This window comes from Blastococcus sp. SYSU D00820 (assembly GCF_054050695.1).
The window spans coordinates 82,788-107,449 of the sequence record NZ_JBJGZW010000003.1 but is presented as its reverse complement, the minus strand read 5'-3'; the positions used below and the strand labels follow the sequence as shown (position 1 = coordinate 107,449).

The following is a 24,662-nucleotide window of genomic DNA, read 5'->3' as shown; positions in this document are numbered from 1 at the left end:
TCCCCGCTCACCGCGTGGCGTACGAGCCCGACGCCAGGTCCTCGAGCAGCGCCGGCCCGGTGGGCGCCCAGCCGAGCTCGGCCCGTGCCCGCGCACCCGTGGTCGACTGGTCGAGCAGCAGCGCGCCGCCGAACAGTCCCAGGCGTTCCTCGGTCTCCTCGGCGGTGCTGCCTTCGACCCGGCCGGTGCCGCCGATGCCGCGGTCGGCGGCCTCGCCGATCTCCCGGACCGTGGGGTTCGCGCCGCTGACCCCCAGGTAGTAGGAGCCGGCGGCCGCGCGCTCCAGCGCCAGGGCGTACAGCCGGCCCAGGTCGTCGGCGTGCACGGTGGTCCAGTGCTGGTCGCCCGGGCCGGGCAGCACGAGCGCGCCGTCGTCCGTGCGCGGGCCCGACCGGAGCATCGCGGGGATGCCCGCGCCGCCGCCGTACACGATGCCGGGGGCGATCACGACGCTGCGCACGCCGTCGGCCGCGGCGGCCCGCACGCGGGCGTCGAGCGGCAGCCGCCAGACGGTGAGCGCCGGCGGGTCGAGCGGCGACTCCTCGTCGAAGGTGCCCGAGCCGTGCACCCACACGCCGCTGGTGTGCACGTAGGCCTTGCCCGTGCCCGCGAGCACCGGGAGGACGGCGTCGAGCAGGGTGGTGTCGCGCTCGGCGTCGCGGCCGTCGCCGGCGGCCGCGGTGTGCACCACGGCGTCGGCGTCGCGCGCCGCCGCGGCGAGCAGCCCGGCGTCGGCGACGTCGCCGTGGAGCACCGTGGCGCCGGCGGCGGAGAGCCGGCCGGCCGCGGCCTGGCTGCGGGCGAGGGCGGTGACGGAGTGACCGTCGGAGAGCAGGGAGCGGAGCACGGCCGAGCCGACCAGGCCGGTGCCGCCGGTGAGGAAGACGTCCATGACCGGCGTCAAGTCGCGCACGGGGCGCGGTGTTCCAGCCTCCGGGCGGGATCAGGGACCGGAGGCCCTGGTCCCTCCCCGCCCCGGGGCCGACCGTGGCTGCAGGGCGGGGAACCGTCCCCGCCACCGGGTCGAGGACCGGGAGGCAGCCGTGCGGGCCGAGGTGGGCAACTGGCTGGTGGTGCACAGCCGTCGGGTGGACCAGGTCGTCCGGGAGGGCCGCATCGTCGAGGTGCCGCACGCCGACGGCAGCCCGCCCTACGTGGTGCGCTGGCGCGACGACGACCGGGTCAGCGTCGTCTACCCCGGGCCGGACACCGAGATCCGGCTGGCCGAACCCGCGCACGAGGGCGCGCGCGCCTGACCGGCGGTCGGCCCGGGCCCGTCAGCTCGTCCCGGGCGGATCGGGCCGGGTGAAGATGGCCAGCAGGTCGTCGACCTCGCGGTGCGCCTCACCGGGATGGCGGAACGGCCGGTGCCGCGCGACGTCGTAGTGGGTGCGCCGGCCGCGGCGGGTCCGGGTCAGGTAGCCGCCGTCCTCCAGGTCGCGGAGGACGCTCAGCGCCGCCCGGGCCGTGATGCCGACCCGGGCGGCGATCTCCTGGACCCGGGCGTCGGGATCCGTCGCCACCGCGAGCAGCACGTGGCCGTGGTTGGTGAGGAACGTCCACGGCGGGCGCTCGACCGCTGGCACGTCCGGCCTCCTGCATGGCGCGATCAGGTGAACTCTGCTTCACTCGTTCTCGGAGGGGAGTATCCCCGCAGCGCTCCGTCGTCAGTACGGCCCCGTCGGAGGGGCCCGGCGGAACGGGCCCGTGGCAGCGCGCCGCGGTGCCGGGAGAGACCTCCGGTCGTCGAGGACCGGAGGAGGATCCGTGGACGTCTCCCTGTGGTTGTGGCCGGCCGTGCTCGGCCTGATCGTCGTCATGCTCGCCGTCGACCTGTTCGCCCACCGGCGGGCGCACGTCATCGCCGTCCGCGAGGCGGCGGCGTGGTCGGCGGTGTGGATCGCGATCGGCGTCGGCTTCGGCGCCTGGGTCTGGTGGGCGCACGGCGCGGAGTTCGGCCAGCAGTACTTCGCCGGCTACCTGATCGAGAAGTCGCTGGCCGTCGACAACGTCTTCGTGTGGGCGATCATCTTCACGTTCTTCGCGGTGCCGCGGGAGTACCAGCACCGGGTGCTGTTCCTCGGCGTCCTCGGCGCGCTCGTCCTCCGCGGCCTGTTCATCGCCGGCGGATCGGCGCTGATCTCCACCTTCGGCTGGGTGCTGTACCTGTTCGCCGGCTTCCTGCTGTGGACCGGCTGGCGGATGCTGCGGCAGCGGAACGAGCACATCGACCCGGCGCGGTCACGGGTCCTTCGGCTGTTCCGCCGGTACGTGCCGATGACCGACGCCTACCACGGCCAGCGATTCCTGGTCCGCCGCGGCGGTGTCCTGCTGGCCACGCCCCTGCTGGCGGTGCTCGTCCTGGTCGAGGTCACCGACGTCGTCTTCGCCGTCGACTCCATCCCGGCCATCTTCGCCGTCACCGACGAGCCGTTCCTCGTCTTCACCGCCAACGCCTTCGCCCTCCTGGGGCTGCGCGCCATGTACTTCCTGCTCGCCGACCTGATCCACCGCTTCGTCTACCTGAAGGTCGGGCTGGCCCTGGTGCTCATGTGGGTCGGGGTCAAGATGCTGCTGAAGATCGACGTCTACTACGTGCCGACCACGGTGAGCCTGGCCGTCATCGCCACGATCCTGGCCGTCTCGGTCGTCGCCAGCCTCCGCGCCACCCGCGGGCAGGGCCGGCGCGCGGCCCCGGCCCCGGCGGTCCCCCCGTTCCGGATCGCCACCGAGGAGGAGCGGGCCGCGGCCGAGCCGCTGTTCCGGCGGTCCCGGCGGGCCGGCGTGGGGTGATCCCGCGGGGGTCGGGCCCGGTCAGTCCACGGGCTCGACCCCCGTCAGCCGCAGCTCCTCGATGTCGAGGCGGGTGTGCACCCGCCGGGCCACCGAGTCGTCGATGGCGCTCTGCCGGCGGAGGCGGACCAGCACCTCGCGCTTGCGGTCGAGCACGGCCAGCCGCAGCCGGGTGTACTCCTCCTCGAGGTCGACCCGGCGGTGCTCGGCCACCGTGACCGCTCCGTCCTCCACCGGCGGGGCGGTCGCCACCGGGGCGGCGTCCCGCGTCCGCTCCTCGTGCTCCCGCACCAGCCGCTCGCGGGTCTCCTCGCTGATCCCGTGCTCCTCGACGAGGTCGGGCAGCGCCTCGACGGCCACCCGGCTGATCTCCTCGTAGGCCAGCTGCAGCTCCTCCTCGCTGGTGGTGTCCTCCGGCAGCCGCGCCCACCGCACCACCGCCGGGAGCAGCGGCCCCTGGACCAGCAGCGTCAGGATGATGACGCCGGCGGTCACCACGACGACGTCCTCGCGGCCGGAGACCGCTCCCCCGTCCGGCGTCGTCGCCGGCACGGAGAGCGCCAGGGCCAGGGAGATGGCGCCCCGGAAGCCGGCGACGGCGTGCACGATGCGGGCCCGGTAGGTCGTCCGGCGGGCCCGCTGGGACGGGCGGCGGTCGAGCAGCCGGATGACCAGCACGCTGAGGGTCTGGAAGCCGAAGCGGACGACGAGCATGCCGATCCAGACGGTGACGACGACCGCGAGCAGCCGGCCGACGTCGCGCGCGGCGAGCTCCCGGACCACCGCCTGGAACTCCAGCCCGATCAGCACGAACAGCGCGCCGTTGAGCACGAAGGTGCCCAGCGGCCAGGCCGAGTCGGCCTGCCGCCGGGACGCCGCGGTGCTGATCCGCGCCGAGACGTAGGACACCACGAGCCCGGCCACGACGACCGCCAGCACGCCGGAGGCCTCGACCGACTCGGCGGCCAGGTACGCGCCCATCGGCACGAGCAGCAGGCCGAGGTTGATGGCGGTCGCGTCCCGCAGGCCGCGCAGCACCCGGTAGGCGACGGCGGCGACCAGCGCCCCGGCCAGGATGCCGCCGACGTAGGAGAGCAGCACCCGCTCGGTGACCTCCAGCGGCGTCACGGAGTCGCCCACGGCGAGCCCCACGGCGAGGGCGAAGACGACCAGGGCGGTGCCGTCGTTGGTGAGGCTCTCGGCCTTGAGCAGCATGAAGTGGCGGTGCGGCAGCATCCGGCCGAGCGCGGCGACCGCGGTCGCGTCCGACGGGGCGAGGGCGGCGCCGAGCACCAGCGCGACCGGCCACGGCATGCCCAGCGCGTACGCGATGCCGGCCACCGCGAACGCGGTCACCACCACCATGAGCGTGCTCATGATCAGGATGCCGCGCAGGTCGCGGCGGATCGAGCGCAGCGAGGTGGTGAGGCTCTCCCAGAACAGCATGACCGGGAGGAAGAGCAGGAGCACCGTCTCCGGCGGCAGCTCGACCTCGCGGAACTCCGGCACGAAGCCCAGCAGCAGGCCGAGGACCAGCAGGAGCAGGGGCACGGCCATCCGCAGCCGCGGGGCGAGCACGGCACCGGCGAAGACGGCGGTACCGATCATCACGGTGATCTCGAGTCCGTTCACGGCTACCTCCCGGCTGTTCGACGGCGACCACGCCGGCGACCACGCTAGGGAAGGCGCACGCCGTCCGGGAGGGTCCGGTCATCCGGCCCCGGCAGGCCCTCGGAACCGGGCGAGGACGGGCAGGATGAGCCGACACCGAGGAGGCGGCAGATGACGGCTGGCAGCGGCGACGAGCTCGACCCCGGGCTGGCACGGATGGGGCGGCTGCTGGGCCGGCTCACCCCGAGCACCCCGGAGGGCTACCGGCGGCAGGTCCGGGTGATGAACGCGCTCACCCGGCGGCGGCGCCGGCCCGGCGAGGAGACCACCCGGATCCGGGGCGACGTCGAGATCGGCCAGCGCTGGACGACCCGGCGCGACGGCTCCCCGCTGCGACTGCTCGTCGTCCGCCCCGCCGTTCCGCGCCAGGGGGTGCCCGGCGTGCTGTGGATCCACGGCGGCGGCTACGCCATCGGCGCGCCCGAGCAGAGCACCGCCACCGCCCGGCGCCTGGCCACCGTCAGCAATGCCGTCGTCGTCCTGCCCGACTACCGGCTGTCGACCGAGGCGCCCTACCCCGCGGCGCTCGACGACTGCTACGACGCCCTGCTCTGGCTGCGCGACAACGCCGCCGAGCTCGGCGTCGCCGACGACCAGCTCGTCGCCGGCGGGGAGAGCGCCGGGGGCGGGCTGACCGCCGCGGTCACGCTGCTCGCGCGCGACCGCGGCGAGGTCGCCGTCGCCTTCCAGGTGCCGCTCTACCCGATGATCGACGACCGGCCCACCGCCTCCTCCCGCGACAACGGCACCCCCGTCTGGAACACCGCCACCAACACCGCCGCCTGGGACCTCTACCTCGGCCCGCTGCGCTCCGGCGACGTGCCCGCCTACGCCGCGCCGGCCCGCGCCACCGACCTCGCCGGCCTGCCGCCGACGCTGACCTTCGTCGGCGACATCGAGCCCTTCCACGACGAGGTCGTCGACTGGTGCGAGCGGCTGCGCGGCGCCGGGGTGCCGGTCAGCTGCGAGGTCTACCCGGGCGCCTTCCACGGGTTCGACCTGGTCGCGGGCTCGGCACCGGTCAGCCGCCGGGCCCGCGCCTTCCTGCTCGACGGGTTCCGCGACTTCCTGGCCCGGTACCGCGCGCCGCAGCCGGCCGGCGGCTGACCCCTCAGGCGCCGGCGTCGGCCAGACCGATGCCGGCGAGCATCGCCGGCGACCCCTGGACGGCGGTGCGCTGCATGAACTTCTGCACGCCGCGCAGGCCGCCGAGCTCCTCCCCGCCGCCGGCGCGCCCGGGGCCGCCGTGCACGAGCATCGGCATGGGGATGCCGTGGCCGGTGCTCTCCCGCGCGTCGTCCCGGTCGAGCACGAGCATCCGGCCGTGGGCGTGCGCGGCGCCGAGGACGACGGTGCGCGCGACGTCGGGGTCGTGGGTGACCAGGGAGCCGACCAGGCTGCCCTGCCCGCGGACGGCGAGGTCGACGGCGGACTCCACCGAGTCGTAGGGCAGCACGGTGCTGACCGGCCCGAACGCCTCGACGTCGTGCGGCTCGGCGGCGTCGGGGTCCCCGCGCAGCACCAGCGGCGGGAGGAACGCCCCGCGGTCGGGGTCGGCGCCCACCACGTCGAACGAGCCGGGATCGCCGACCACCAGGTCCGCCGCGCGGCGCAGCCGGTCCACCGAGCGCAGCACCTCCTCGCGCTGGCCGAGGCTGGCGAGGGCGCCCATGGTCACGCCCTCGGCACCGGGAGCGCCGACGACCTCGCGCGAGAGCCGCTCCCCCACCGCGTCGACGACCTCGCCCACCCACTGCCGCGGCACCAGGGCGCGCCGGATGGCGGTGCACTTCTGCCCCGCCTTGACCGTCATCTCGGTGACCAGCTGGCCGACGTAGAGGTCGAACTCCGGCGTCCCCGGGCCGGCGTCGGGGCCGAGCACCGAGCAGTTCAGCGAGTCGGCCTCGGCGTTGAACCGCACGGAGTTGGCGACGACGGCGGGGTGGCTGCGCAGCGAGCGGGCGGTGTCCGCCGAGCCGGTGAAGAACACCAGGTCCTGGCCGGTCAGCCGGTCCAGCACGCCGGCCGCGCTCCCGGCGAGCAGCTGCACGCTGCCCTCCGGCAGCAGGCCGCTCTCCACGATCCGCCGGAACACCGCCTCGGTGAGGTAGGCGGTCTGGCTGGCCGGCTTGACGATCGTGGGGACGCCGGCGAGGAAGGCCGGCGCGAGCTTCTCCAGGAATCCCCACACCGGGAAGTTGAACGCGTTGATCTGCACCGACACCCCGCGCAGCGGCGTCCACACGTGGCGGGCGGCGAAGGTGCCGCCCTTGCCCAGCGGCTCGAGGTCGCCGTCGACGAGGACGCCGCCGGCCGGCAGCTCGCGCCGGGCCCGACCGGCGTAGGCGAGCAGCGTGCCGAAGCCGCCGTCGACGTCGACGGTGCTGTCGCGGTCGGTCGCTCCGGTGCGCCGCGACAGCTCGTAGAACGACGCCTTCTCCGCCATCAGGAGGCTGCCGAGCTCCTTGAGCCGCGCCGCCCGCTCGCCGAAGTCCAGCGCCCGGAGGGCCGGCCCGCCGACCGAGCGGGCGTGGTCGAGCATCGCCGGCACGTCGAGGCCGGTGCTGCTGATGCGGGCGACCGGCTCGCCGGTCACCGCGTCGGCCAGCGTCGTCCCCTCGTCCGGGGCCCGGTACCAGCTCCCGGCGACGTAGCTCTCCAGCAGTGGTGCGCTCACCGCGTCCTCCTCGACTCCGGAACAGGCATCCCCGGAGTTCTACAGGTCCAGCTCGACAGAGCACAAGGCTAGTAGCACGTCCGCCGCGGGCACCGGCCGCCGCATGGCGGGTGGCTGCGCGGCGGAGAGGGTTCGGCACCACAGGTCACGACCGCGTGACGTTCCTTGATCCCTGAGCGGCCGCTCAATATGGTCTGCGCCACACAGGGCGCCCCCACCAGGGGAGAACGCCCCGTACCGGGAGGAAGCAGCATGACGACGTCCGGCGCCGGGTCGGAGACCCGACTCGCCCCCGACCAGCTCGGAGTTCCCGGGGTGGTCTTCCTGGTGCTCGCCGCCGTCGCCCCGCTGACCGGCGCCATCGTGGTGACGGCGCTGGCGATCGCGCTCGGCAACGGCGGAGGAGTGGTCTTCGCCTTCCTCGCCGTGGCCGCGATCCTGCTCCTGTTCGCCGTCGGGTACGCGCAGATGTCCCGCGAGGTCGTGAACGCCGGCGGGTTCTACGCCTTCGTCGTCAAGGGCCTGGGCCGGCCCGGAGGACTGGTCGCCGGCCTGATCGCGACGATGGGCTACAACTTCTTCGTCGCCGGGGCGGTGGGCACGGCGGGGTTCTTCACCTCCGTCGTCCTGGTCGACCTCACCGGCATCGACCTGCACTGGGCGCTGCTCGGCGTGGCCATGATGGTGGCCGCGTTCCTGCTGGCCCGGGGCGGGATCAGCATCAGCGCCAAGGTGCTCGGCGTGGCTCTGGTCCTCGAGGTGCTCACCCTGCTCGCGTTCTGCGTCGCCGTGTTCGCGCAGACCGGCTTCAGCATCGAGGTGTTCCACGCGGACGTGATGTTCGGCGGCTCGGTCGCGATCGCGCTGCTCCTGGCCGCCACGGCCTTCCTGGGCTTCGAGGCCACCGCGCTGTTCAGCGAGGAGTCACGGGACCCGCTGCGCACCATCCCGCGGGCCACCTACGCGGCGATCGTCGTCATCGGCCTCGTCCACGCCCTCACGGTCTGGGCGCTGGTCAGCGCCGCCGGCGTCAGCGGGGCGCAGCAGATGGCCCTCGAGCACCTGCCCACGGGCGACCTGGTCTTCGTGCTCGTCGACGAGTACCTCGGCACCGGGCTGCTGCGGGTGGCCATGGTGCTGCTGGTCGTGAGCCTGTTCGCCGCGCTCCTGGCCTTCCACAACATGGCGGCGCGCTACCTCTACTCGCTGGGCCGGGCCGGGGTCCTGCCGGCGGCGCTGGCCACGACGCGCCGCAACGGCGTCCCCCAGCGCGCGATGGCGGTGAACGCGACCTTCGCGGTGCTCCTCGCCGGGGCCTTCGCCGTCGCGGGGCTGGACCCGATCACCACCCTGGTGCCCGTCATGATCGGGTTCGGCACGCTGTGCGTCCTCGTGCTGCAGCTGATGGCCGCCCTGGCCATCGTGGTCCACTTCCGCCGGCGGCGCGACGCCCGCTGGTGGAAGACCTTCGTCGCCCCCGGCCTCGGCCTCCTCGGGCTGCTGGTCATCTGCGCCATGGCGATCGCCCGGTTCCCCGTCCTCGCCGGTTCCGAGGCGCTCTACGTCAGGCTGCTGCCGTGGCTCCTGGTCGCCGCCCTGGTCGGGGGCCTGCTGTACGCCGCGTACCTGCGCAGCCGCCGTCCCGAGGTCTACGCGGGGCTCGACGTCGACCTCGAGCGGATCGACCCGTCCCCGGAGCCGGTGCCCGGCCAGACCCTGCCGGCCCCGCGGTAGCCGCGGGCGCAGCCGGCTCCGGCACCTCCCGACCGGAGGGGCCGGAGCCGGCCCGCCGGCAGCCGCGGTGGTGCAGAACGGCGCGGGAGCCGGTCACAGCCGGACCTCCCCCGCCCAGCGGCCGGTCCGGTTCGCCGCGAAGACGATGAGGCGGTCCAGCACGAAGCCGATGATGGCCAGCAGCAGGATCACGGCCATGGCGGTCATCGGGTCGAAGTCCGTGCCGGCCCGGCGGATGAGGTACCCCAGGCCGCGGCTCTCGCCGAGCATCTCGGTGACCACCATGATCACGAGCATGATCGGCGTGGCCATCCGGAGACTGGCGACCATCGCCGGCGTGGTGGCCCGCACGATGACGCGGAAGCGCGCCAGCACGCCGGCCTCGACGTTGCGGGCGAGCCAGAAGTAGTGCTTGTCGATCGCCTGGGTGGCCGCGTAGGTGGTCAGGATGATCGGGTAGGCGCACTCCAGGGCGACCATGGCGATCTTCGACCCGGCGCCGAAGCCCAGCATGAGGATGAGCAACGGGTACAGCGCCAGCTTCGGCACGGGATACGTGGCGGCGACCAGGGGCTCGAGCGCGGCGTCCAGCCAGCGCACCCGCGCGAGGAGGACGCCGAGCACCACTCCCCCGACCACGGCGATGGCCAGCCCGGTCAGCCCGCGCTGGAAGGTCAGCTGCGCGTGGAACCAGATGGTGCCGTCGGACAGCGCACGCCAGAGCGTCTGGCCGACCGCCAGCGGCCCGGGGAGCAGCCGGCTCTGCGCAGCCGCCGCGGTGAGGTCCCAGGCGACGAACGTGAGGACGACGACGGCGACCCGCCGGATCCGGCGCACGGCGGCCTCGCCCGGCCGCCACGACCGGGTGCGACGCTCGACGTCCCCCTCGTGCGAGGCCGCCGGCGGCGGCGCCTTCAGGACCTCAACCACGTCCGACCGCCTCCACACGCTGCCCACGCAGCAACCTGCCGGCGAGCCGGCTCCAGATCTGGTCGGCCAGGAAGCCGTAGATCGCGAAGGCCACGACCCCGGCCCACATCAGCGGGTAGACGAGGTCGTTGAACCCGTCCTCGATGAGGCTGCCCAGGCCGCCTCGGCTGGCTCCCAGCGACTCCGTCGCGAAGGTGAGGATGAACGACAGCGCCAGGCTGAGGCGGACGCCGTTGACCACCGAGGGCATGGCCGCGCGCAGGACCACCTGCCGGAAGGCCCGGAGACGCCCGGCGCCGGCGTTGCGCGACACCCACAGGAGGCGGGGGTCGATCCCGCGGGTGCCGGCCAGTGCGTTGATGAACGAGGGGTAGAAGCACGAGACCGCGATCACCAGGATGCGCGCGGTGTCGGTGTACCCGAGCCAGATGACCACGACGGGGAACAGGGCGATCTTCGGCAGGGGGTAGGTCAGCGACACGAGCGTGTCGAACACGTCCTCGGCCCAGCGCGAGACCCCCGCCAGCAGCCCGAGGACGACGCCCGCGGTGCTGCCCAGGAGGAACCCGCTGAGCTGGCGGAGCAGGCTCTGCCCCGAGGCCGGCAGCAGCACGCCCTCGCGCAGCGTCGTCCACAGCGCCTGGGCGATCTCGATGGGGGCCAGGACGTACGCCGGCAGGAGGCCCGCCGCCCCGACGACCTGCCAGGCCACCAGCACGAGGACGAGGAAGAGGCTGGAGGCCAGCCACTTCCGGGCGAGGACCGCCTCCATCACGTGCGGACGCCCTCCGCCGCGATCGCCTCGTCCCGCAGCAGCGCCCACAGCTGGGCGTGGTACTCGGCGAACTCCTTGCTGCCCTTGATCTCGTTGTCCCGGGGGCGGGCGAGCGTGATCGGGACGTCGGCGATGATCTTCCCGGGGCGACCGCTCATCACCACGACGCGGTCGCCCAGGAAGACCGCCTCGTAGATGTCGTGGGTGATGAAGACGACCGTGATCCCGGACTGCTGCCAGATCCGGTTCAGCTCCTCCTGCATCAGCTCCCGGGTCTGGGCGTCGAGCGCCCCGAACGGCTCGTCCATCAGCAGGACGCGGGGCTCGAGGGCCAGCGTCCTGGCGATGCCGGCGCGCTGCTGCATCCCGCCGGAGAGCTCCCCCGGATAGGCGTCGGCGAAGCCGGTCAGCCCGACCAGATCGAGCAGCTCGGCGGCCCGGGCCCGGCACTGCTTCCGGCCGGCACCCGCGACCTCCAGCGGCCAGGCCACGTTGCGCTCGATCGTCCACCAGGGGAACAGGGTCGCCTTCTGGAAGACCATGCCCCGGTCGCGGCCCGGCTTCGTGATGGGCTGGCCGCCGATCGTCACGGTCCCCGTGGTGGCGGTCTCGAAGCCACCGAGGATGTGCAGCAGCGTCGACTTGCCGCAGCCGGACGGCCCGATGACCACGACGAACTCGCCGTCCCGTGCCTCGAGGTCGACACCGTCGAGCGCGGTCACGCTGCGCCCGCCCCGGCGGAAGACCTTGTCGACCCCGCGCACCGAGAGCAGCGCCTCCGGCAGCCCGGCGGACGGATCACTCACGGCCACTCCCCCCTCCTGGACGCTGGTCCCTGCCGAGTGCGCGGGTCACTGGTGGCCGAGGGTGACCCCGGGGCGGACGAGGGTCTCGACGTCGATCCGGTCGGACTCCTGGAGGATGCCGAACTCGATCATCGTGTCCATCATCTGCTGGGTGCCCTCGGTGTCCACCACGCCGCCCTCGGGGCGGGCGTAGTCGCTGGTCTGCAGGTAGACCTCCGGCGGCAGGGTGACGAACGGCGTCCCGACCAGCTGCTGCTTGGCCTCGTCGACGTTGCCCCGGTAGTACTCCATCGCGGCGGCGAAGTCCGCGGCCCAGGCGCACACCGCACCGACGTTGTCCTCGACGAACTGCTTGTCGAAGGACACGGTGAGCAGGTCGTAGGCGTAGTCGGTCAGGTCGGCGGCGTCGAAGACCGGCTGCACGTCACCCCCGCTCGTGGCCTGCGTGTAGAAGGGCTCCGGCAGGCCGGCGACGTCGATCTGCCCGCCCCGCAGCGCCTCGAGCTGCGCCGGGAACGGGAAGACGACGTACTGGGCGTCGGCGTCGGGGTCCAGGTCGACCGAACGCAGCGCCTGGCGAGCGAGGAAGTCCAGCTGCGACCCCTCGTCGACGACCGCGATGCGCTTGCCCTGGAGGTCCTCGATCGAGTCGATGCCGCTGCTCTCCAGCGCCACGAAGCTGGTGCTGAAGGCATCGGGGTCGGCCTCGCGCATGATCGTGCCGACCGTGTACAGGTCCAGCGCGCCGCGCGCGGTGCCGCTGATCTGCGCCTGCGGGGAGATCACCACGGCGTCGAGGTCACCCGCCTGGTAGGCGGTCAGCCGCTCGGCGGTGCCGCGGAACGGGGCGAGCTCCATCGTGTACCAGCTGTCGCGGTGCTCCACGACGTCGTCGGCCACGCTCATCAGCCAGAACGGCTCCTCGGAGGCGACGCCGTGGCCGATCCGGATCGCGGTGGGCTGGTCGGGGGCCGCGCCCAGGTCGATGTCGGCGCAGGTCTCGTCACCGGCCTCCGTGGTCTCGACGTTCTCGTCCGCCCCGGCGCTGCAGCCGGCGACGAGCAGGGTCATCCCGACGAGGACCGAGGGGATTCGCGATACGCGCACTGGGACCTCCGATGTGACCGGCTGCACCTCGCCGGATAGCTGGCTACTGTATGCACCTTGTGATGCCTGTCAAGGTCGTCCCGGTTACGACCGCGTTCCGGGTGCCGGACCCCGACGGCCGCCCGCGCACGCCGCTCCCCCGCGTGGGAGCGCCGATCACACGGGGTGGCGCATCTCCTCGAACTGCCGGCGCACCACGGCCAGCACGTCCTGGTAGTTGCGCTCCCGCGTCAGCCAGTGGCTGTGGCCCGGCAGCCCCTCGTCGGCGAGCCAGACCAGGCGGGCGTCGGCGCCCCACGACCGCAGGAGCTCGACGGTGCGGTTCTCGATCTCACGGGTGTGCGCCAGGTCGTGGTCGCCGGCGACCAGCCGCACCGTCTTGCCCTGGAAGCCCGTGGTGTCCTCGATGACCGGCATGCCGTCGAGCACGCCGACGCGTTGCAGCAGCAGACGGGGAGCCATGGCCCCCGGGTGGCGCAGCATGCCCTCGCGCCACTCGGGGTCGATGAGCGGCCCGTCGCCGCCGGCCTGCTTCTCCATGTACTCGCGGCTGTAGACGTACGGCCGGGTCCGGTCCACCCGGAAGACGACGCCGGTGTCGGCGAAGGTCAGCTCGACGTGCGTCCCGTCGTCGCTGGTGACCTCCGACCTCCGCTGGATGTTGGCGGGGTAGGCCGCCGCGATCCCGACGACGCCCGCGACGAGCTCGGGAACCTCCTCGACCAGGCGCCAGGTGATGGCGCCGCCCATCGAGTGCGGCACGATGACGACCGGCCGGCCGATGACGTCCCGCAGGAGCCGGATGTAGCCGTCGACCGCGTCGGCGTACTCGAGGGTCTCGTAGTCCCGGTAGGCCGACCGCCCGGACCCGGGCCAGTCGGTCACCCAGCACTCGTAGCCGTCGGCGGCGAGGAGGTCGGCCCACCCGGCGCGGCCGTCCAGGCTGCGCCGCCACCCCGCGCCGTTGCCGCCGCCCCCGTGGATGAACAGGATCGGGTGCGGATAGCTCGTGCCGTCGCCGAGGATCTCGTAGTAGAGGCCGCTGGACGGCTCGTGCCCGACGCTGGCCCTCATGTCGCTGATGTCGGTCATGCCGACCGCCTCCGGCTCTCGCGATGGTGGTGGTGGTCGCCGACCGGCACGGGACCCGCCCTGGCGGATCCCGTGCCGGCGGCACTACGGGCGGCTCACTGCCCGTAGATGGAACCGTCCGGGAGCTCGGCCTCGGCGTTGGTGCCCGTCTGCTGGAGCAGCTCGACGGCCTGCTCGATCCGCCCCGGGTCGGTCTCCTCGGCGTAGGTCGGCAGGACCATCGCGTCGATCGCCTCCGGCGGGATCTCGGTGAACTCCTTGAGTGCCGCGCGCACGGCGTCGGGGTTCTCCGCCGCGAGACTCGTGGCGTTCTCCAGCGCCCGGCTCAGCGCCGCGACGGTGTTCGGGTTCTGCTCCGCGAAGGCGCGCGACATGGAGAACCCGACGATCGGGAAGCCCTCGTAGTCACCGGAGAAGACGTCCTGCACCGACCGGAACTCCCCGGAGGCCTTCATGGCGCTCAGGGTGGGCTCGGGCACGCACGCCGCGTCCACGCCGCCACGCGAGATCTGCCCGGCCATCTCGGGGATGGGGAGGTTGACGAAGTTGGGCTGCGCGTCGGAGTCCTCCCCGGCGAGGTGCCCCAGCGGGATCAGGTCGCAGTTGCCGGGCGTGGCGACGACGCCGATCGTCTTGCCGTCGAGGTCCGCGAGCGTCTGGTAGGGCGAGTCGGCGGCGACCATGATCTCCGCGTAGCCGGGGGACCCGAGGTCGGACTCGGCGACCGCGAGCAGCGGCACGTCCTGCGAGACCGCCTGGACGAAGCCCAGCCAGTTCACGCCCGCGATGTCGAGATCGCCGCTCAGCAGCGACGGCACGACGGTGCCGGGGTTGGAGACCACCGTGGTCACGTTCAGGCCCTCGTCCTCGAAGAAGCCCTCGGTGATGGCGATCTGCACGGGCGCGTAGTCCGGGGTCGGGAGGATGCCGAAGGTGATGTCGGCGACCTCCGGCTCGCCGGTGGCCTCGGCCGCGGCCTGCTGGGTCCCGGAGTCGCTGTCGGAACCGGAACAGCCGGCGAGCGCCAGCGCCGAGACGGCGAACAGGGCGAGTCCGACCCTGGTTGAGGATCGTCGCGATGTCGACATTGCACTTCCCGTGGGGTAGTTGGCCGATACGGAGGAGACGTGCGTGTGCGTCCCGTCGCCCGACCACGACAGGGAGGGGCCGACGGAAGAGTCGGTGGAGCGGGGGGCGCGTCGGACGCCGGGCGGCGCCGTCCGGTCAGGGCACCGGTGCCTGCTCCACCGGCGTCCGCCGGATCAGCTGGGCCACCCTGGTGCGCAGGTCGACGAACTCCGGGGTCTGCTTGGTCAGGACCTGGTCACGCTCGTCCGGGAGCTCCACCGTGATGCGCTCGACGACGCGGCTCGGCGACTTGGACAGGACCAGCACCTCGTCGGCCAGGTAGACGGCCTCGTCGATGTCGTGGGTGACGAACAGGATCGTCATGTGCAGGTCGCGGTGCACGCGCTGCACGAGGTCCTCGAGGTCGGACCTGGTCTGCGCGTCCACCGATGCGAACGGCTCGTCCATCAGCATGATCCGCGGCCGGTAGGCGAGAGCGCGGGCGATGGCCACGCGCTGCTGCATGCCGCCGGAGAGCTCCCACGGGTACAGGTGCGCCTTGTTGTCCAGGCCCACCGCCTCGAGGCTCTCGGCCGTGCGCCGCCGGCGCTCGGCGGCGTCCAGGCCCCGGTAGCGCAGCGGGAGCTCGACGTTCGCGGCGATCCTGAGCCAGGGGAAGAGCGACCGGCTGTAGTCCTGGAAGACCATCGCCAGGTCGCCGGGCACGTCGTCGACCGGCTTGCCGAGCAGCTCCACCCGACCCGAGGTGAACGGCAGGAGCCCGGAGATCGACTTCATGAGCGTCGTCTTGCCGCAGCCGGACGGACCCACGATCGAGGTGAACTGGTTCTCGGCGACGGAGAAGGTGACGTCGTCGATCGCCACGTTCCCGGGCCCGTACTCGTGGTGCAGTTCGCGGACGTCGAGGAGCGCCATCGGGAGCCCTTTCGCTCGTGGGGGGTCAGTCGTTGTGCCGGCGCGCGCCGCGGTACCAGCGCAGGACGCGTCGCTCGGTGAGGTGGAGCAGGGCGTTGAGCACGACCCCGAGGACGGCGATCAGCATGATCCCGGCCCACATGTCCTTGATCGCGAACAGCTGGGAGGCGCGCTGGATCTGGTAGCCGATCCCGTCGGTCGCCACGGTCAGCTCGCTGACGACCATCAGGGTGAGCGACACCGCGAGCGCGATGGTGAGACCGGCGAAGATCTTCGGCAGCGCGCTGGGCAGCACGATCCGGACGATGCGGGACCAGCGCGGCACACCGAAGGCGCGCGCCGTCTCCAGCTGGGTGGGGTCCACCGTCCGCACCCCGTCGATGGTGTTGAGCAGGACCGGCCACATCGACGCGAAGGCGATGAGCGAGATCCGCATCGTGGAGTCGGTGCCCAGCACGATCAGGAAGATCGGGATCAGGGCGGGCCCCGGCGTCGAGCGGAGGAAGTGGACCGTCGGCTCGACGAGGTCGGCGACGACCCGCGACCGCCCGATGGCCAGCCCCAGCGTGACGCCCAGGACCCCGGCGAGCGCCCAGCCGGCCAGCATGCGGCCGATGCTGGGGAGCACGTCCTCGGCGACGGCCGGGGTGAAGACCCCGAGGACGTCGCCCGAGAGCCACAGCTCGTACATCCGGGTGACGATCTCCGACGGCGGGGGGAACCAGAGCGACGCCGCACTGGTCGCCGCGAGCTCCCACACCACGATGAGGGCGATCGGCGCGGCGAGCCGCAGGAGCACCGCGCCCACCACGGCGGCGGCCCGGGAGGCGAGGATCCCGCCGGACCGGGACGTCGACGCCCGGCCGGCCGAGACGGTGGCGGCCATCAGTCGGTCACTCCCCTGCGCGTCCATCGGAAGAAGCGGTGGTCGATGCGCGCGAGCACCACGTTGATGATCAGACCCAGCGCACCCGCCCAGAAGGCGCCGGCCATGGTGGTCGCCAGGTCACCGCCACCGGAGGTGTTCGCGAGGAGGAAGGCGCCGATCCCGTCCCGCGTGCCGGCGAACAGCTCCGTGCCGACGACGACGATGAACGCGACGCTGGCGGCCACGCGGATGCCGGTCAGGATGAAGGGCGCCGCGCTCGGCAGGATGACGTGCCGCAGCAGGCGCAGGCGCCGCATGCCGAAGCTGCGCGCGGTCTCCTTGGCGACCGGGTCGACGTCGTGGACGCCGTACATGGTGTTGAACAAGATCGGCCAGACGATGCTGAAGACCGTCAGCCCGACCTTCATGCCGAGCCCGTTGCCCCACACCAGGATCGCCAGCGGGATCAGGGCCACCCCGGGGATGGGCCGCAGCGCGTTGATCACCGGCGAGCTCGCCGTGTAGCCGAGCTTGGACAGCGCCAGGGCGACCCCGCACGGCACGGCGATCACCGTGGCGACGAGGAGAGCGAGCCCCCAGGCCAGCAGCGTCGACCCCACGTCGGCGAGGAAGGCCGTGTCGCCGCCGAGCTCGACCGCCCGGCCCAGGACCGTCGAGACCGGCGGGAGGAACTCGGGGTCGATGAGCCCGGTCCGGGAGGCCAGCTCGGCGATCGCCAGGATGCCGAGCGTGCCCGCCAGGCCGTAGGCCAGCCTGCTCAGCGACGCCCGCCGGCGCCGAGGGTCCGTGCGTCGAGGTCCGGTCCCGGTGGCGCCGGGCGTCGTCCCGCGGTCGTTGCGCGCCAGGTCGACCACCGGCGTGGCGGAGACGGTCACTGCGGGAGCACGCCGGGACACCGGCGGAACGGCACGGGAGCGGCCACCTCGGCGGTCGGGAGGGCATGTCCGAGGAGGCTGGTCGGCTTTCTGTATACAGTAAGCACCACAGCCACAGTGTGCAGTCGCCCACAGAGGCTGTCAAGCATCCCGCCGGCTCCCGGCCAGGCGCGGTCGCCGCCCGTGCACCAGCCGTCATGCGGCCGCGACCGCTGCCGCCGGCCGGCCCTGCCGGGACAGCAGCCACCATGCTGTCATCAGCGCACCGGCGGCCAGGAACGAGCCCACCACGCCCCACCAGCCCGCCGCGTACCCGCCGGTGCTCTCGACCATGGCGCCGAAGAGGGTCGGGCTGGAGGCGTACCCGCCCATGAAGCCGAGCACGATCCACCCCGTCGCCCGGCCCGCCTGGGCGCCGCTCCCCGACAGCGCGGCCAGCATGGTGATCGCGTTCCAGGTCGCGATCGTGACGCCGGCGACGGCCACCCCGATCCACAGCCACGCGCCCGCGACCGGGGCGGCCAGGAATGCCAGGACGCTGGCCGCGGAGCCGACCGCGATGACCCCGAGCGGCGCGGCGACGTGCCGGATCCGGTCCATGTGGCGCCCCAGCAGGATCCGGGACGCCATGCCCACCAGGCCGACGACGGCGGCCGCCGCACCGGCGGCGGAGAGGCTCAGGCCCAGGGACTCGTGGGCGTAGAGCGGGAGGAACGAGGAGACGGCCGCGCCACCGGCTCCCATCAGCGCCGAGTAGGCGACCAGCCAGCGGATGGCCGCGGGCAGCGGCCCCCGGGCGTGCGCAGTGGGACCGCGACCCGCCCTCCGCGACGCCCGCGGGAGGACGCGCACCGCCATGGCCAGGTTGGCCAGCGCGACGGCGGCGAGCGCGGCCAGCGCCCACCGCCAGTTCGTGGCGAGCGCGAGCGCCGGCAGGAGGAGCCCGATGAGGAACATGCCGGCCTGGACGCCGGACTGCTTCGTGCCGACGACGGCACCACGCCGCCCCGGCGGGACGTACTCGGCGATGACCTTGTTCGTCGCCGGGTTGTTGGCCCCGTTGGGCAGCCCCGAGAGTGCCGCGACGGCCAGCAGGACCGGGAAGCTCGGGCTCACCGCGAGCAGCAGGGCCGACATCGCGGTCGCGGCGAGCAGCCACAGCAGGACCGTGCGCCCCCCGACGCGGTCGACCAGCCGGCCGGACAGGACGGCGCCCACCGCGTTGGACGCGGCGATCACGGTCACGGTCACGCCGTACTGGGAGCGGTCGATCCCGAGGTCCTCGATGAGCAGGCCGGAGAGCACGGCCAGCGCCGGGATGCTGTAGATGGAGATCGCCATGGTGAAGGCGAGCACCAGGGAGAACCGCAGTCGCCACCACGCCGACCGCTCGCCGTAGGGACGCAGCGCGGGGTCGAACGGCTGCCACTCCCCCGTCGGCAGGGTCATGCGGTGCCCGTGGTCGACCGGGGGCGCGCCGGCACCCGCGGGCCGGTCAGAGCCGGGCGCGGAGCTCGGCGACCACGTCGGCCACGGAGACGACGTCCGCGTACTTGGCGCCCATGTCGAACAGCTCGACCTCGTGGGACAGCTGGGACCGGTCGGCGACGCACTCCATCGGCACGACGACGTGGTAGTTGAGCATGAAGGCGTCGTTGACCGTCGCCCGCACGCACCCACTGGTGGTCATGCCCGTGACGATCACGGTGTCCGCCCGCAGGGCGTTCAGGATCCCGTTGACCTGGGTGCCGTAGAACGCCGAGGGCTTCGGCTTGACCACCACGATGTCCTCCGGCTGGGGCTTGAGCTCCCCGACCACGTCGTGGTGCGGCCCCTCGGAGTCGAACGGGAACATGCTCGGTCCGGGCCGGCTGCGCAGCCAGGCGCCCACCTGCGCCGCGTGGCCCAGGGGCTCGGTCACCGTGTAGACGACCGGGACGCCGGCGGGGCGCGCGACCTCCAGGAGCTCGGCCAGCGCCGCCGCGCAGGGCTCCCCGGTGGCCGCCCAGCCGGTGGGGTACTCGTCGCGCACGAACCCCTCGGTCATGTCGACCACCAGCAGGGCGGGACGCTCCCCCATGGCCCGCGGCTCGGGCAGGTCCCCCGACCACATCTTCCGGAGGGCCGCGAGGTCCTCGGCGGGGATCCTGCTCAGTCGATCGAGTGCCGAACGCATGCCAGCTGCTCCTCCGTCGTCACCCACGTGCCGGCCTGCCGCCCCGGCGGGGCGCACCGCGTGGGGAACGCAGGGGCGACGGCCGCGGACGTCGACGTCGGCGTCGAGCCGGCCGGCGGACACCCCCACATCCTCTTGCCTACTGTATTCACCTTGTCGTGTAATGCAAGCCCGCAGACACGTCGCCGGAGGGACGGGCAGCGTTGACCGCTCTGCAGCCAGGTGGCCGGGCACTCCGGCGTCGGACGACGGCGGAGGACATCGCCGACGCCCTCCGCGAGGCCATCGGCCGCGGCGACCTCGAGGACGGCGAGGAACTGAACCAGGTGGCCATCGCGCGCCACTTCGGGGTCTCGCGGGTGCCGGTGCGCGAGGCGCTCACCCGTCTCCAGGCCGAGGGACTCGTGGACGGACGGCCGCACATGCGCACCGTCGTGGCCACGCTCAGCGTCGAGCGCGTCCTCGAGGTGCTCGACCTCCGGGACCTGATCGAGTCCCACCTCCTCGAGCGCGCCTCGACCCGCCTGGGCCCGGCGGACCTCGCCGACCTGAGGGAGCTGTGCGACCGGATGGACCGGGCGCCGGACCACGACACCTGGTTGCAGCTCAACGCCACGTTCCACGACCGGATGTACCGCGCCGGCGGAGCGGACGTGGCGCTGGAGGTCACCGGCCAGCTGAGCGCTCGGGTGCAGCGCTACGTCCGCGCCGCGCAGCGGGACGGCATCCACCGGACGCGCGAGGCGAACGAGGAGCACCGCCGCATCCTGGACCACATCGAGCGCGGTGATCCGGCGGGCGCCCGCAAGCAGCTGGAGTGCCACATCGCCGGGACCCGCGAGCGCGTCGTCGCCGTGCTCCGCCGCCGGGCGGCGACGGGGGCCGGCGTGCCCACGACGACCTGACGCCGTCAGCGCCCGGCGAGTGCTGCGGCGCCCTGCTCGGCGACCTCGCCGATCTGCTGCGCCACGACGTCCAGGACCTGCTCCTCGTTCTCCTCGTAGAACAGGAAGTGACCGTTGCCGGAGATCCCCCGGTCGGCCAGGGCGACCACCTGGGCGTCGGCTCCCCACCCGCGGAACTGGGCGACCGTGGCCTCCTCCACGTCCCGGGTGTGCGCGGGGTCCTCCGGTCCGGAGACCAACCGGATGGGGACACCGGCGAAGGCGCTCGCCCGCTCGACCGCGGGGAGCCCCGGGATGACCCCGATGCGCTGCAGCAGCATCTTCGGGGGGAGCCCGGAGAAGCTGGTGCGCAGCCGCTCGACCTGGTCCCGGGGGAAGCGGGTGCTCGTCGCGATCGCCTGGCGCTGGATGTAGGCGTCCTCGTAGAGGTAGCCCCTCCCCCGGTCGACCACGAACTCCACGCCGGTCTCCTCGAACCGCGCGACGATGCGGTCGCCGTCCTCGGTGAGGACCGTCGCCCGGGGCGGCACGTTGCCGGGGTAGGACGCCGCGATGGCGACCACCCCCAGCACGAGGTCGCGCTCGTGCTCGACGAGCTGCCAGGTGGTGGCCCCGCCCATCGAGTGCGGCACGACGACGACCGGCTCGGAGATGACGTCGCGCAGGAGGCGCCGGTAACCGTCGACCACGTCGGCGTAGTCGATGTCGACCAGGTGCCGCCCGCCCGACCGCCCGGTGCCGGGCCAGTCGGTCACCCACACCTCGTGCCCGCGCGCGGCGAGCCGGTCGGCCCAGCCGGGCCGGCCGTCCAGGGTGCCGCGGAAGCAGGCACCGGTCGCCCCGCCACCGTGGATGAGCAGCAGCGGGGGCAGCGACGGCGCGGAGCCGTCGCTCCCCAGCACCTCGTAGTACAGCCCGGAGGTCGGCTCGTACCCGCAGCGCAGCGCCCGCGCGGTCACCCGAGCATCCGGCGCAGCGCCGCCCGCGGGTCACCCAGCCGCGTGTGCACGACCTTCTGCTCCAGGTACGACAGCAGCTCGTCGGCCGACTCCTCGCGGCCGAGGGCGCTGTTCTTCGACCCGCCGAAGGGAGTGCCGAAGTAGTGGCGGGTGGAGTCGTTGACCCAGACGTAGCCGGCGTCCAGCGCCTCGGCGGTCTTGTGCGCCACGTGCAGGTCGTTGGTCCACACGCTCGCCGTCAGCCCCAGGTCCAGGCGGTTGGCGTCGGCGACCATGTCGTCGTAGTCGTCCCACCGGAACACCGACATGACCGGCCCGAAGATCTCCTCGCTGCCGATCCGCATGTCCAGGCGGACGTCGGCGAACAGCGCGGGGTCGATGAAGTTCCCCCGCTCGGGCACCCCGTCGGGGCGCCCACCGCCCCGGACCAGCGTCGCGCCCTCGGCCACGCCCGCCTCGATGTAGCCGCTCACGCGGTCGTGGTGCGCCGGGCTGACGACCGGGCCCACGTCGGTCGCCTCGTCGTAGGCGACGCCGACGCGGTACTCGTCGAGCCGGGCGGCCATCCGCGAGACGAACTCGTCGTAGATGGCCCCGTGCACCATGATCCGCGAGTTCGACCCGCACGACTGCCCCTGGCAGACGTCGAGGTTCATGCCGTAGATCGCGCCCTCGACCGCGGCGTCGAGGTCGACGTCGGGGAAGACGACCATGGCGTTCTTGCCCCCGAGCTCCAGCGACAGGTGCTTGACCGTGCCGGACTCGGCGGCGCGGCGCTGGATCAGCAGGCCGGTCGGCACCGAGCCGGTGAAGGCCAGCCGCTTGACCCGCGGATGGGTGACCAGGCGGTCCCCCACGCTGCCGTCACCGGTCACGATGTTGACCACACCCGGCGGGAACGCCTCGGCGAACAGCTCGCCCAGGGCCAGCGTCGACAGCGACGTCTCCTCCGACGGCTTCATCACCAGGGTGTTGCCGGTGATGAGCGCCGGCAGCGGGCGGGTGAGGGCGAACATGACCGGGTGGTTGAACGCGGTGATGCGCCCGACGACGCCGTAGGGGCGGTGGGCCGTGTAGTGCAGGTTGCCCGGGCTGGCGGGGTAGACGTCGCCGGTCATCGCCTTGGCGAGTGCCGGCCAGCCCCGGAGGTAGGTGTCGCTCAGGTCGACGTCGACCCGCATGGCCTTCACGGGGTTGCCGCAGTCGATCGCGTCCAGCATGGCCAGCCGTTCCCGGTTGTCCCGGACCAGCTGCGCGAAGGTCGCGAAGCAGGCCGCCCGGCCGTCCACGCCGAGCGCCTCCCAGGCCGGCTGCGCCTCCTGGGCGGCGGTCACGGCCGTCGCGACGTCGTCCGGCGCCGCCGACGGGACGGTGGTCACGAGCTCGCCGGTGGAGGGGTCGTAGACGTCGCGCCGGGTGTCCCCCGTCCCGTCGGTCAGCCGCCCGCCGATGAGCATCCTGAAGTCCTGACCCCGGACGTGCGTGGCCACCGGGTCGTCGAGCGTCTGCGTCATGTGGTCGCTTCCTTCCGTGCCGTCAGAAACCAGGGGTGAGGACGTCGAGGAGGGCCGGCCGCCCCGAGCGGACGACCTTGACGGCCGCCTCGAGCTGTTCGGCGAGCGTGTCGGCGTCGGAGATCGGGCCCTCGGCCCAGACCCCGAAGGACCGGGCCATGCCCGCGATGTCCACGGCGGGCTCGCTCAGGCCCGCGCCCACGTAGCGGTTGCCGGTGCCGTGCCCGCGGTGCGCGCCGATCCTCATCGCGTGCTCGACGGTGTTGCCGTACTGGCGGTTGTTGTGGACGACCACCAGCACGGGGAGGGAGCGGCTCGCCGCCGTCCACAGCGCCGAGGGCAGGAACAACAGGTCGCCGTCGGCCTGGACGTCGACGGTGACCGTGTCGCCCGTCTGGCCGAGCGCCACCCCGAGCGCGCCGCCGACCCCGTACCCCAGGCCGCCGCCGGCGGCCCAGCCCGCGTACTGCCGTGGCCGGTCGAGGGTCAGGAACTTGTGCTCGTGCCGCCCGTTCGTGCCGCCACCGAGCACGTAGTCGGTGCCGGCCAGCGCCAGGTCGAGCTCGTAGAGCATCCGCTCGACGGGGACCACGCCGGACGCCGTGGCGGCCGAGGCACGCTGCCGCCATCCGGCGCGCGCCGCCCGGACGCGCCCGGTCATCGCCGCGGTCCGCTGGGCCACCACGTCGGCGGGCAGCGGCTCCTGCCGGAGCCGGTCGACGAGCGCGGACACGACCTGGTCGGCGCCGGCGGTGACGTGCCGGCGCGCGGGCACCATGGACTGGTAGTCGTGCGCCCACGCCCGCAGCTTCAGGGACGACAGCGTGACGTTCAGGACGCTGAGGTCGGCGTTGCCGAGCCGCCCGCCCAGCGCCGAGTGCAGGTCCTCCACGTCGAGGGCCAGCACGACGTCGGCCTCGGCCACGACGCCGTCGACGTGCATCGCGGCCAGCGGGTGGCTGGTCGGGAACGCGTGCCGGACCCCGGTGTCGACGACGGGCGCGCCCAGCGCCTCGGCCAGCTCGACGACCCGGGCGAAGGCCTCCGCGGACTCGCCGACGTACCCGGCCAGCACCACCGGGCGCTCGGCCCCCCGGAGCTCCTCGAGCATCCAGGTCACCGCGGCGGGGTCGGGAGCCGGGTCGCTGGGCACGGCGAAGCGCTCGAGGCCCGAGGTGACGAACCCGTCGGGGACCGGGTCCTCCTGGATGTCCACGTCGTAGCAGAGGTAGACCGGACCGGCCGGCCCGCTGGTGGCTGCGGCGTAGCCCCGCGCGAAGGACTCCTCGACGCTGGCCAGGTCGTGCGGCTCGTCGTCCCACTTGACGAAGTCGCGCACGATGTTGGCCTGCACCGATGCGGTGTGGATCCAGTCGATCCACGGTCGCCGGCGGGGCTTGGACTTCGGGCCGGTGCCGCCGAGCAGCAGCATCGGCGCACGGTCGCACCACGCGTTGTAGATGGCCATGCTCGCGTTCTGCAGACCGACGACGTTGTGCAGGAGCGCGGCCATGGGTTTGCCGGTGGCCTTGGCGTACCCCTGGGCCATCGACACCGCGACCATCTCGTGCATGCACAGGGTCAGCTCGGGCGCGCCCGGGGTGTGCACCAGCGAGTCGTGGATGCCCCGGAAGCTCGCCCCGGGATTGAAGGCCACGTGCTCGATGCCGGCCTCCATCAGGAGGTCGACGACCACGTCGGAGCCGTAACGCGGAGCTCTCGCCACTGCCTCTTCCTTCATCATCGCTGGCGGAC

23 protein-coding genes are annotated in these 24,662 nt (G+C 73.3%); 5 read left to right on the top strand and 18 right to left on the bottom strand.

Translation table 11 applies throughout. From position 1 onward, the window contains the following. Positions 1-7 precede the first annotated feature (7 nt). Positions 8-913, bottom strand: coding sequence for an NAD-dependent epimerase/dehydratase family protein (locus tag ACI79R_RS05970; protein WP_456572664.1), 906 nt, complete (start codon positions 911-913; stop codon positions 8-10). Between the two features lie 130 nt (positions 914-1,043). Here ACI79R_RS05970 and ACI79R_RS05965 point away from each other — a divergent pair, with 130 nt between their 5' ends. Beyond that, positions 1,044-1,256 (top strand): DUF1918 domain-containing protein, encoded by a 213-nt coding sequence (locus ACI79R_RS05965; protein ID WP_456572663.1) that lies wholly within the window; start codon positions 1,044-1,046, stop codon positions 1,254-1,256. A 21-nt stretch (positions 1,257-1,277) separates the two neighbouring features. On the opposite strand, the gene ACI79R_RS05960 is transcribed toward ACI79R_RS05965, so the two are convergent. Continuing rightward, a complete protein-coding gene (locus ACI79R_RS05960; RefSeq protein WP_456572662.1) occupies positions 1,278-1,586 on the bottom strand; it encodes a winged helix-turn-helix domain-containing protein in 309 nt (102 codons plus the stop codon). Between the two features lie 181 nt (positions 1,587-1,767). Here ACI79R_RS05960 and ACI79R_RS05955 point away from each other — a divergent pair, with 181 nt between their 5' ends. Beyond that, complete coding sequence (locus ACI79R_RS05955) at positions 1,768-2,793, top strand: TerC family protein (protein ID WP_456572661.1); 1,026 nt, start codon at positions 1,768-1,770, stop codon at positions 2,791-2,793. A gap of 21 nt (positions 2,794-2,814) precedes the next feature. Here the strand turns inward: ACI79R_RS05955 and ACI79R_RS05950 are convergent, their stop codons facing one another. After that, a complete protein-coding gene (locus ACI79R_RS05950; protein ID WP_456572660.1) occupies positions 2,815-4,425 on the bottom strand; it encodes a Na+/H+ antiporter in 1,611 nt (536 codons plus the stop codon). A gap of 150 nt (positions 4,426-4,575) precedes the next feature. Here ACI79R_RS05950 and ACI79R_RS05945 point away from each other — a divergent pair, with 150 nt between their 5' ends. Continuing rightward, positions 4,576-5,571, top strand: coding sequence for an alpha/beta hydrolase (locus ACI79R_RS05945; RefSeq protein WP_456572659.1), 996 nt, complete (start codon positions 4,576-4,578; stop codon positions 5,569-5,571). A gap of 4 nt (positions 5,572-5,575) precedes the next feature. On the opposite strand, the gene paaZ is transcribed toward ACI79R_RS05945, so the two are convergent. Next, the gene (paaZ, locus tag ACI79R_RS05940) at positions 5,576-7,141 is read right to left on the bottom strand and encodes a phenylacetic acid degradation bifunctional protein PaaZ (protein WP_456572658.1); all 1,566 of its coding nucleotides are present in this window, start codon (positions 7,139-7,141) and stop codon (positions 5,576-5,578) included. A 252-nt stretch (positions 7,142-7,393) separates the two neighbouring features. Here paaZ and ACI79R_RS05935 point away from each other — a divergent pair, with 252 nt between their 5' ends. After that, positions 7,394-8,875 carry an APC family permease gene (locus ACI79R_RS05935; RefSeq protein ID WP_456572657.1) on the top strand — a complete coding sequence of 494 codons (1,482 nt, stop codon included), beginning with the start codon at positions 7,394-7,396 and terminating at the stop codon, positions 8,873-8,875. 93 nt (positions 8,876-8,968) lie between these two features. Here the strand turns inward: ACI79R_RS05935 and ACI79R_RS05930 are convergent, their stop codons facing one another. The 11 genes from ACI79R_RS05930 to ACI79R_RS05880 form a co-directional block, all read right to left on the bottom strand. Then, the gene (locus tag ACI79R_RS05930) at positions 8,969-9,805 is read right to left on the bottom strand and encodes an ABC transporter permease (protein WP_456572656.1); all 837 of its coding nucleotides are present in this window, start codon (positions 9,803-9,805) and stop codon (positions 8,969-8,971) included. Further along, positions 9,798-10,577, bottom strand: coding sequence for an ABC transporter permease (locus ACI79R_RS05925; RefSeq protein ID WP_456572826.1), 780 nt, complete (start codon positions 10,575-10,577; stop codon positions 9,798-9,800). Before ACI79R_RS05925 ends, ACI79R_RS05930 begins: the two co-directional genes overlap by 8 nt. Continuing rightward, positions 10,577-11,386 carry an ABC transporter ATP-binding protein gene (locus ACI79R_RS05920; protein WP_456572655.1) on the bottom strand — a complete coding sequence of 270 codons (810 nt, stop codon included), beginning with the start codon at positions 11,384-11,386 and terminating at the stop codon, positions 10,577-10,579. The genes ACI79R_RS05925 and ACI79R_RS05920 overlap by 1 nt, the downstream gene beginning before the upstream one ends. A 45-nt stretch (positions 11,387-11,431) precedes the next feature. Continuing rightward, entirely contained in the window at positions 11,432-12,493 is a 1,062-nt protein-coding gene (locus ACI79R_RS05915; protein WP_456572654.1) for an ABC transporter substrate-binding protein, read from the bottom strand. A gap of 156 nt (positions 12,494-12,649) precedes the next feature. After that, positions 12,650-13,585 (bottom strand): alpha/beta hydrolase family protein, encoded by a 936-nt coding sequence (locus tag ACI79R_RS05910; RefSeq protein ID WP_456572653.1) that lies wholly within the window; start codon positions 13,583-13,585, stop codon positions 12,650-12,652. 95 nt (positions 13,586-13,680) lie between these two features. After that, on the bottom strand, positions 13,681-14,673 hold the full coding sequence (locus ACI79R_RS05905; RefSeq protein WP_456572652.1) for an ABC transporter substrate-binding protein: 993 nt from the start codon (positions 14,671-14,673) through the stop codon (positions 13,681-13,683). A 136-nt stretch (positions 14,674-14,809) separates the two neighbouring features. Next, positions 14,810-15,589 (bottom strand): ABC transporter ATP-binding protein, encoded by a 780-nt coding sequence (locus ACI79R_RS05900; protein WP_456572651.1) that lies wholly within the window; start codon positions 15,587-15,589, stop codon positions 14,810-14,812. Between the two features lie 25 nt (positions 15,590-15,614). After that, positions 15,615-16,475: an ABC transporter permease gene (locus tag ACI79R_RS05895; protein WP_456572650.1), complete on the bottom strand. Its 861-nt coding sequence runs from the start codon at positions 16,473-16,475 to the stop codon at positions 15,615-15,617. Then, complete coding sequence (locus ACI79R_RS05890) at positions 16,475-17,353, bottom strand: ABC transporter permease (RefSeq protein ID WP_456572649.1); 879 nt, start codon at positions 17,351-17,353, stop codon at positions 16,475-16,477. Before ACI79R_RS05890 ends, ACI79R_RS05895 begins: the two co-directional genes overlap by 1 nt. Before the next feature lie 195 nt (positions 17,354-17,548). Beyond that, complete coding sequence (locus tag ACI79R_RS05885; protein ID WP_456572648.1) at positions 17,549-18,802, bottom strand: MFS transporter; 1,254 nt, start codon at positions 18,800-18,802, stop codon at positions 17,549-17,551. Positions 18,803-18,848: 46 nt separating this feature from the next. Then, the gene (locus tag ACI79R_RS05880; RefSeq protein WP_456572647.1) at positions 18,849-19,529 is read right to left on the bottom strand and encodes a cysteine hydrolase family protein; all 681 of its coding nucleotides are present in this window, start codon (positions 19,527-19,529) and stop codon (positions 18,849-18,851) included. 203 nt (positions 19,530-19,732) lie between these two features. Here ACI79R_RS05880 and ACI79R_RS05875 point away from each other — a divergent pair, with 203 nt between their 5' ends. Beyond that, the gene (locus tag ACI79R_RS05875) at positions 19,733-20,434 is read left to right on the top strand and encodes a GntR family transcriptional regulator (RefSeq protein ID WP_456572646.1); all 702 of its coding nucleotides are present in this window, start codon (positions 19,733-19,735) and stop codon (positions 20,432-20,434) included. A gap of 5 nt (positions 20,435-20,439) precedes the next feature. Here ACI79R_RS05875 and ACI79R_RS05870 read toward each other — a convergent pair whose 3' ends face one another. The 3 genes from ACI79R_RS05870 to ACI79R_RS05860 are packed head-to-tail and all read right to left on the bottom strand — an operon-like array spanning position 20,440 to position 24,633. Next, positions 20,440-21,393 (bottom strand): alpha/beta fold hydrolase, encoded by a 954-nt coding sequence (locus tag ACI79R_RS05870; protein WP_456572645.1) that lies wholly within the window; start codon positions 21,391-21,393, stop codon positions 20,440-20,442. Continuing rightward, positions 21,390-22,907: an aldehyde dehydrogenase family protein gene (locus ACI79R_RS05865; protein ID WP_456572644.1), complete on the bottom strand. Its 1,518-nt coding sequence runs from the start codon at positions 22,905-22,907 to the stop codon at positions 21,390-21,392. The genes ACI79R_RS05870 and ACI79R_RS05865 overlap by 4 nt, the downstream gene beginning before the upstream one ends. Positions 22,908-22,929: 22 nt before the next feature. After that, positions 22,930-24,633: a thiamine pyrophosphate-binding protein gene (locus tag ACI79R_RS05860; protein ID WP_456572643.1), complete on the bottom strand. Its 1,704-nt coding sequence runs from the start codon at positions 24,631-24,633 to the stop codon at positions 22,930-22,932. Between the last annotated feature and the right edge of the window lie 29 nt (positions 24,634-24,662).

Bases quoted from the DNA above. Each gene is read 5' to 3' on its own strand.
- ACI79R_RS05945 (WP_456572659.1), top strand. From the start codon at position 4,576: ATGACGGCTGGCAGCGGCGACGAGCTCGACCCCGGGCTGGCACGGATG.
- ACI79R_RS05935 (WP_456572657.1), top strand. From the start codon at position 7,394: ATGACGACGTCCGGCGCCGGGTCGGAGACCCGACTCGCCCCCGACCAG.
- ACI79R_RS05925 (WP_456572826.1), bottom strand. From the start codon at position 10,577: ATGGAGGCGGTCCTCGCCCGGAAGTGGCTGGCCTCCAGCCTCTTCCTC.
- ACI79R_RS05910 (WP_456572653.1), bottom strand. From the start codon at position 13,585: ATGACCGACATCAGCGACATGAGGGCCAGCGTCGGGCACGAGCCGTCC.
- ACI79R_RS05905 (WP_456572652.1), bottom strand. From the start codon at position 14,673: ATGTCGACATCGCGACGATCCTCAACCAGGGTCGGACTCGCCCTGTTC.
- ACI79R_RS05900 (WP_456572651.1), bottom strand. From the start codon at position 15,589: ATGGCGCTCCTCGACGTCCGCGAACTGCACCACGAGTACGGGCCCGGG.
- ACI79R_RS05895 (WP_456572650.1), bottom strand. From the start codon at position 16,475: ATGGCCGCCACCGTCTCGGCCGGCCGGGCGTCGACGTCCCGGTCCGGC.
- ACI79R_RS05885 (WP_456572648.1), bottom strand. From the start codon at position 18,802: ATGACCCTGCCGACGGGGGAGTGGCAGCCGTTCGACCCCGCGCTGCGT.
- ACI79R_RS05880 (WP_456572647.1), bottom strand. From the start codon at position 19,529: ATGCGTTCGGCACTCGATCGACTGAGCAGGATCCCCGCCGAGGACCTC.
- ACI79R_RS05865 (WP_456572644.1), bottom strand. From the start codon at position 22,907: ATGACGCAGACGCTCGACGACCCGGTGGCCACGCACGTCCGGGGTCAG.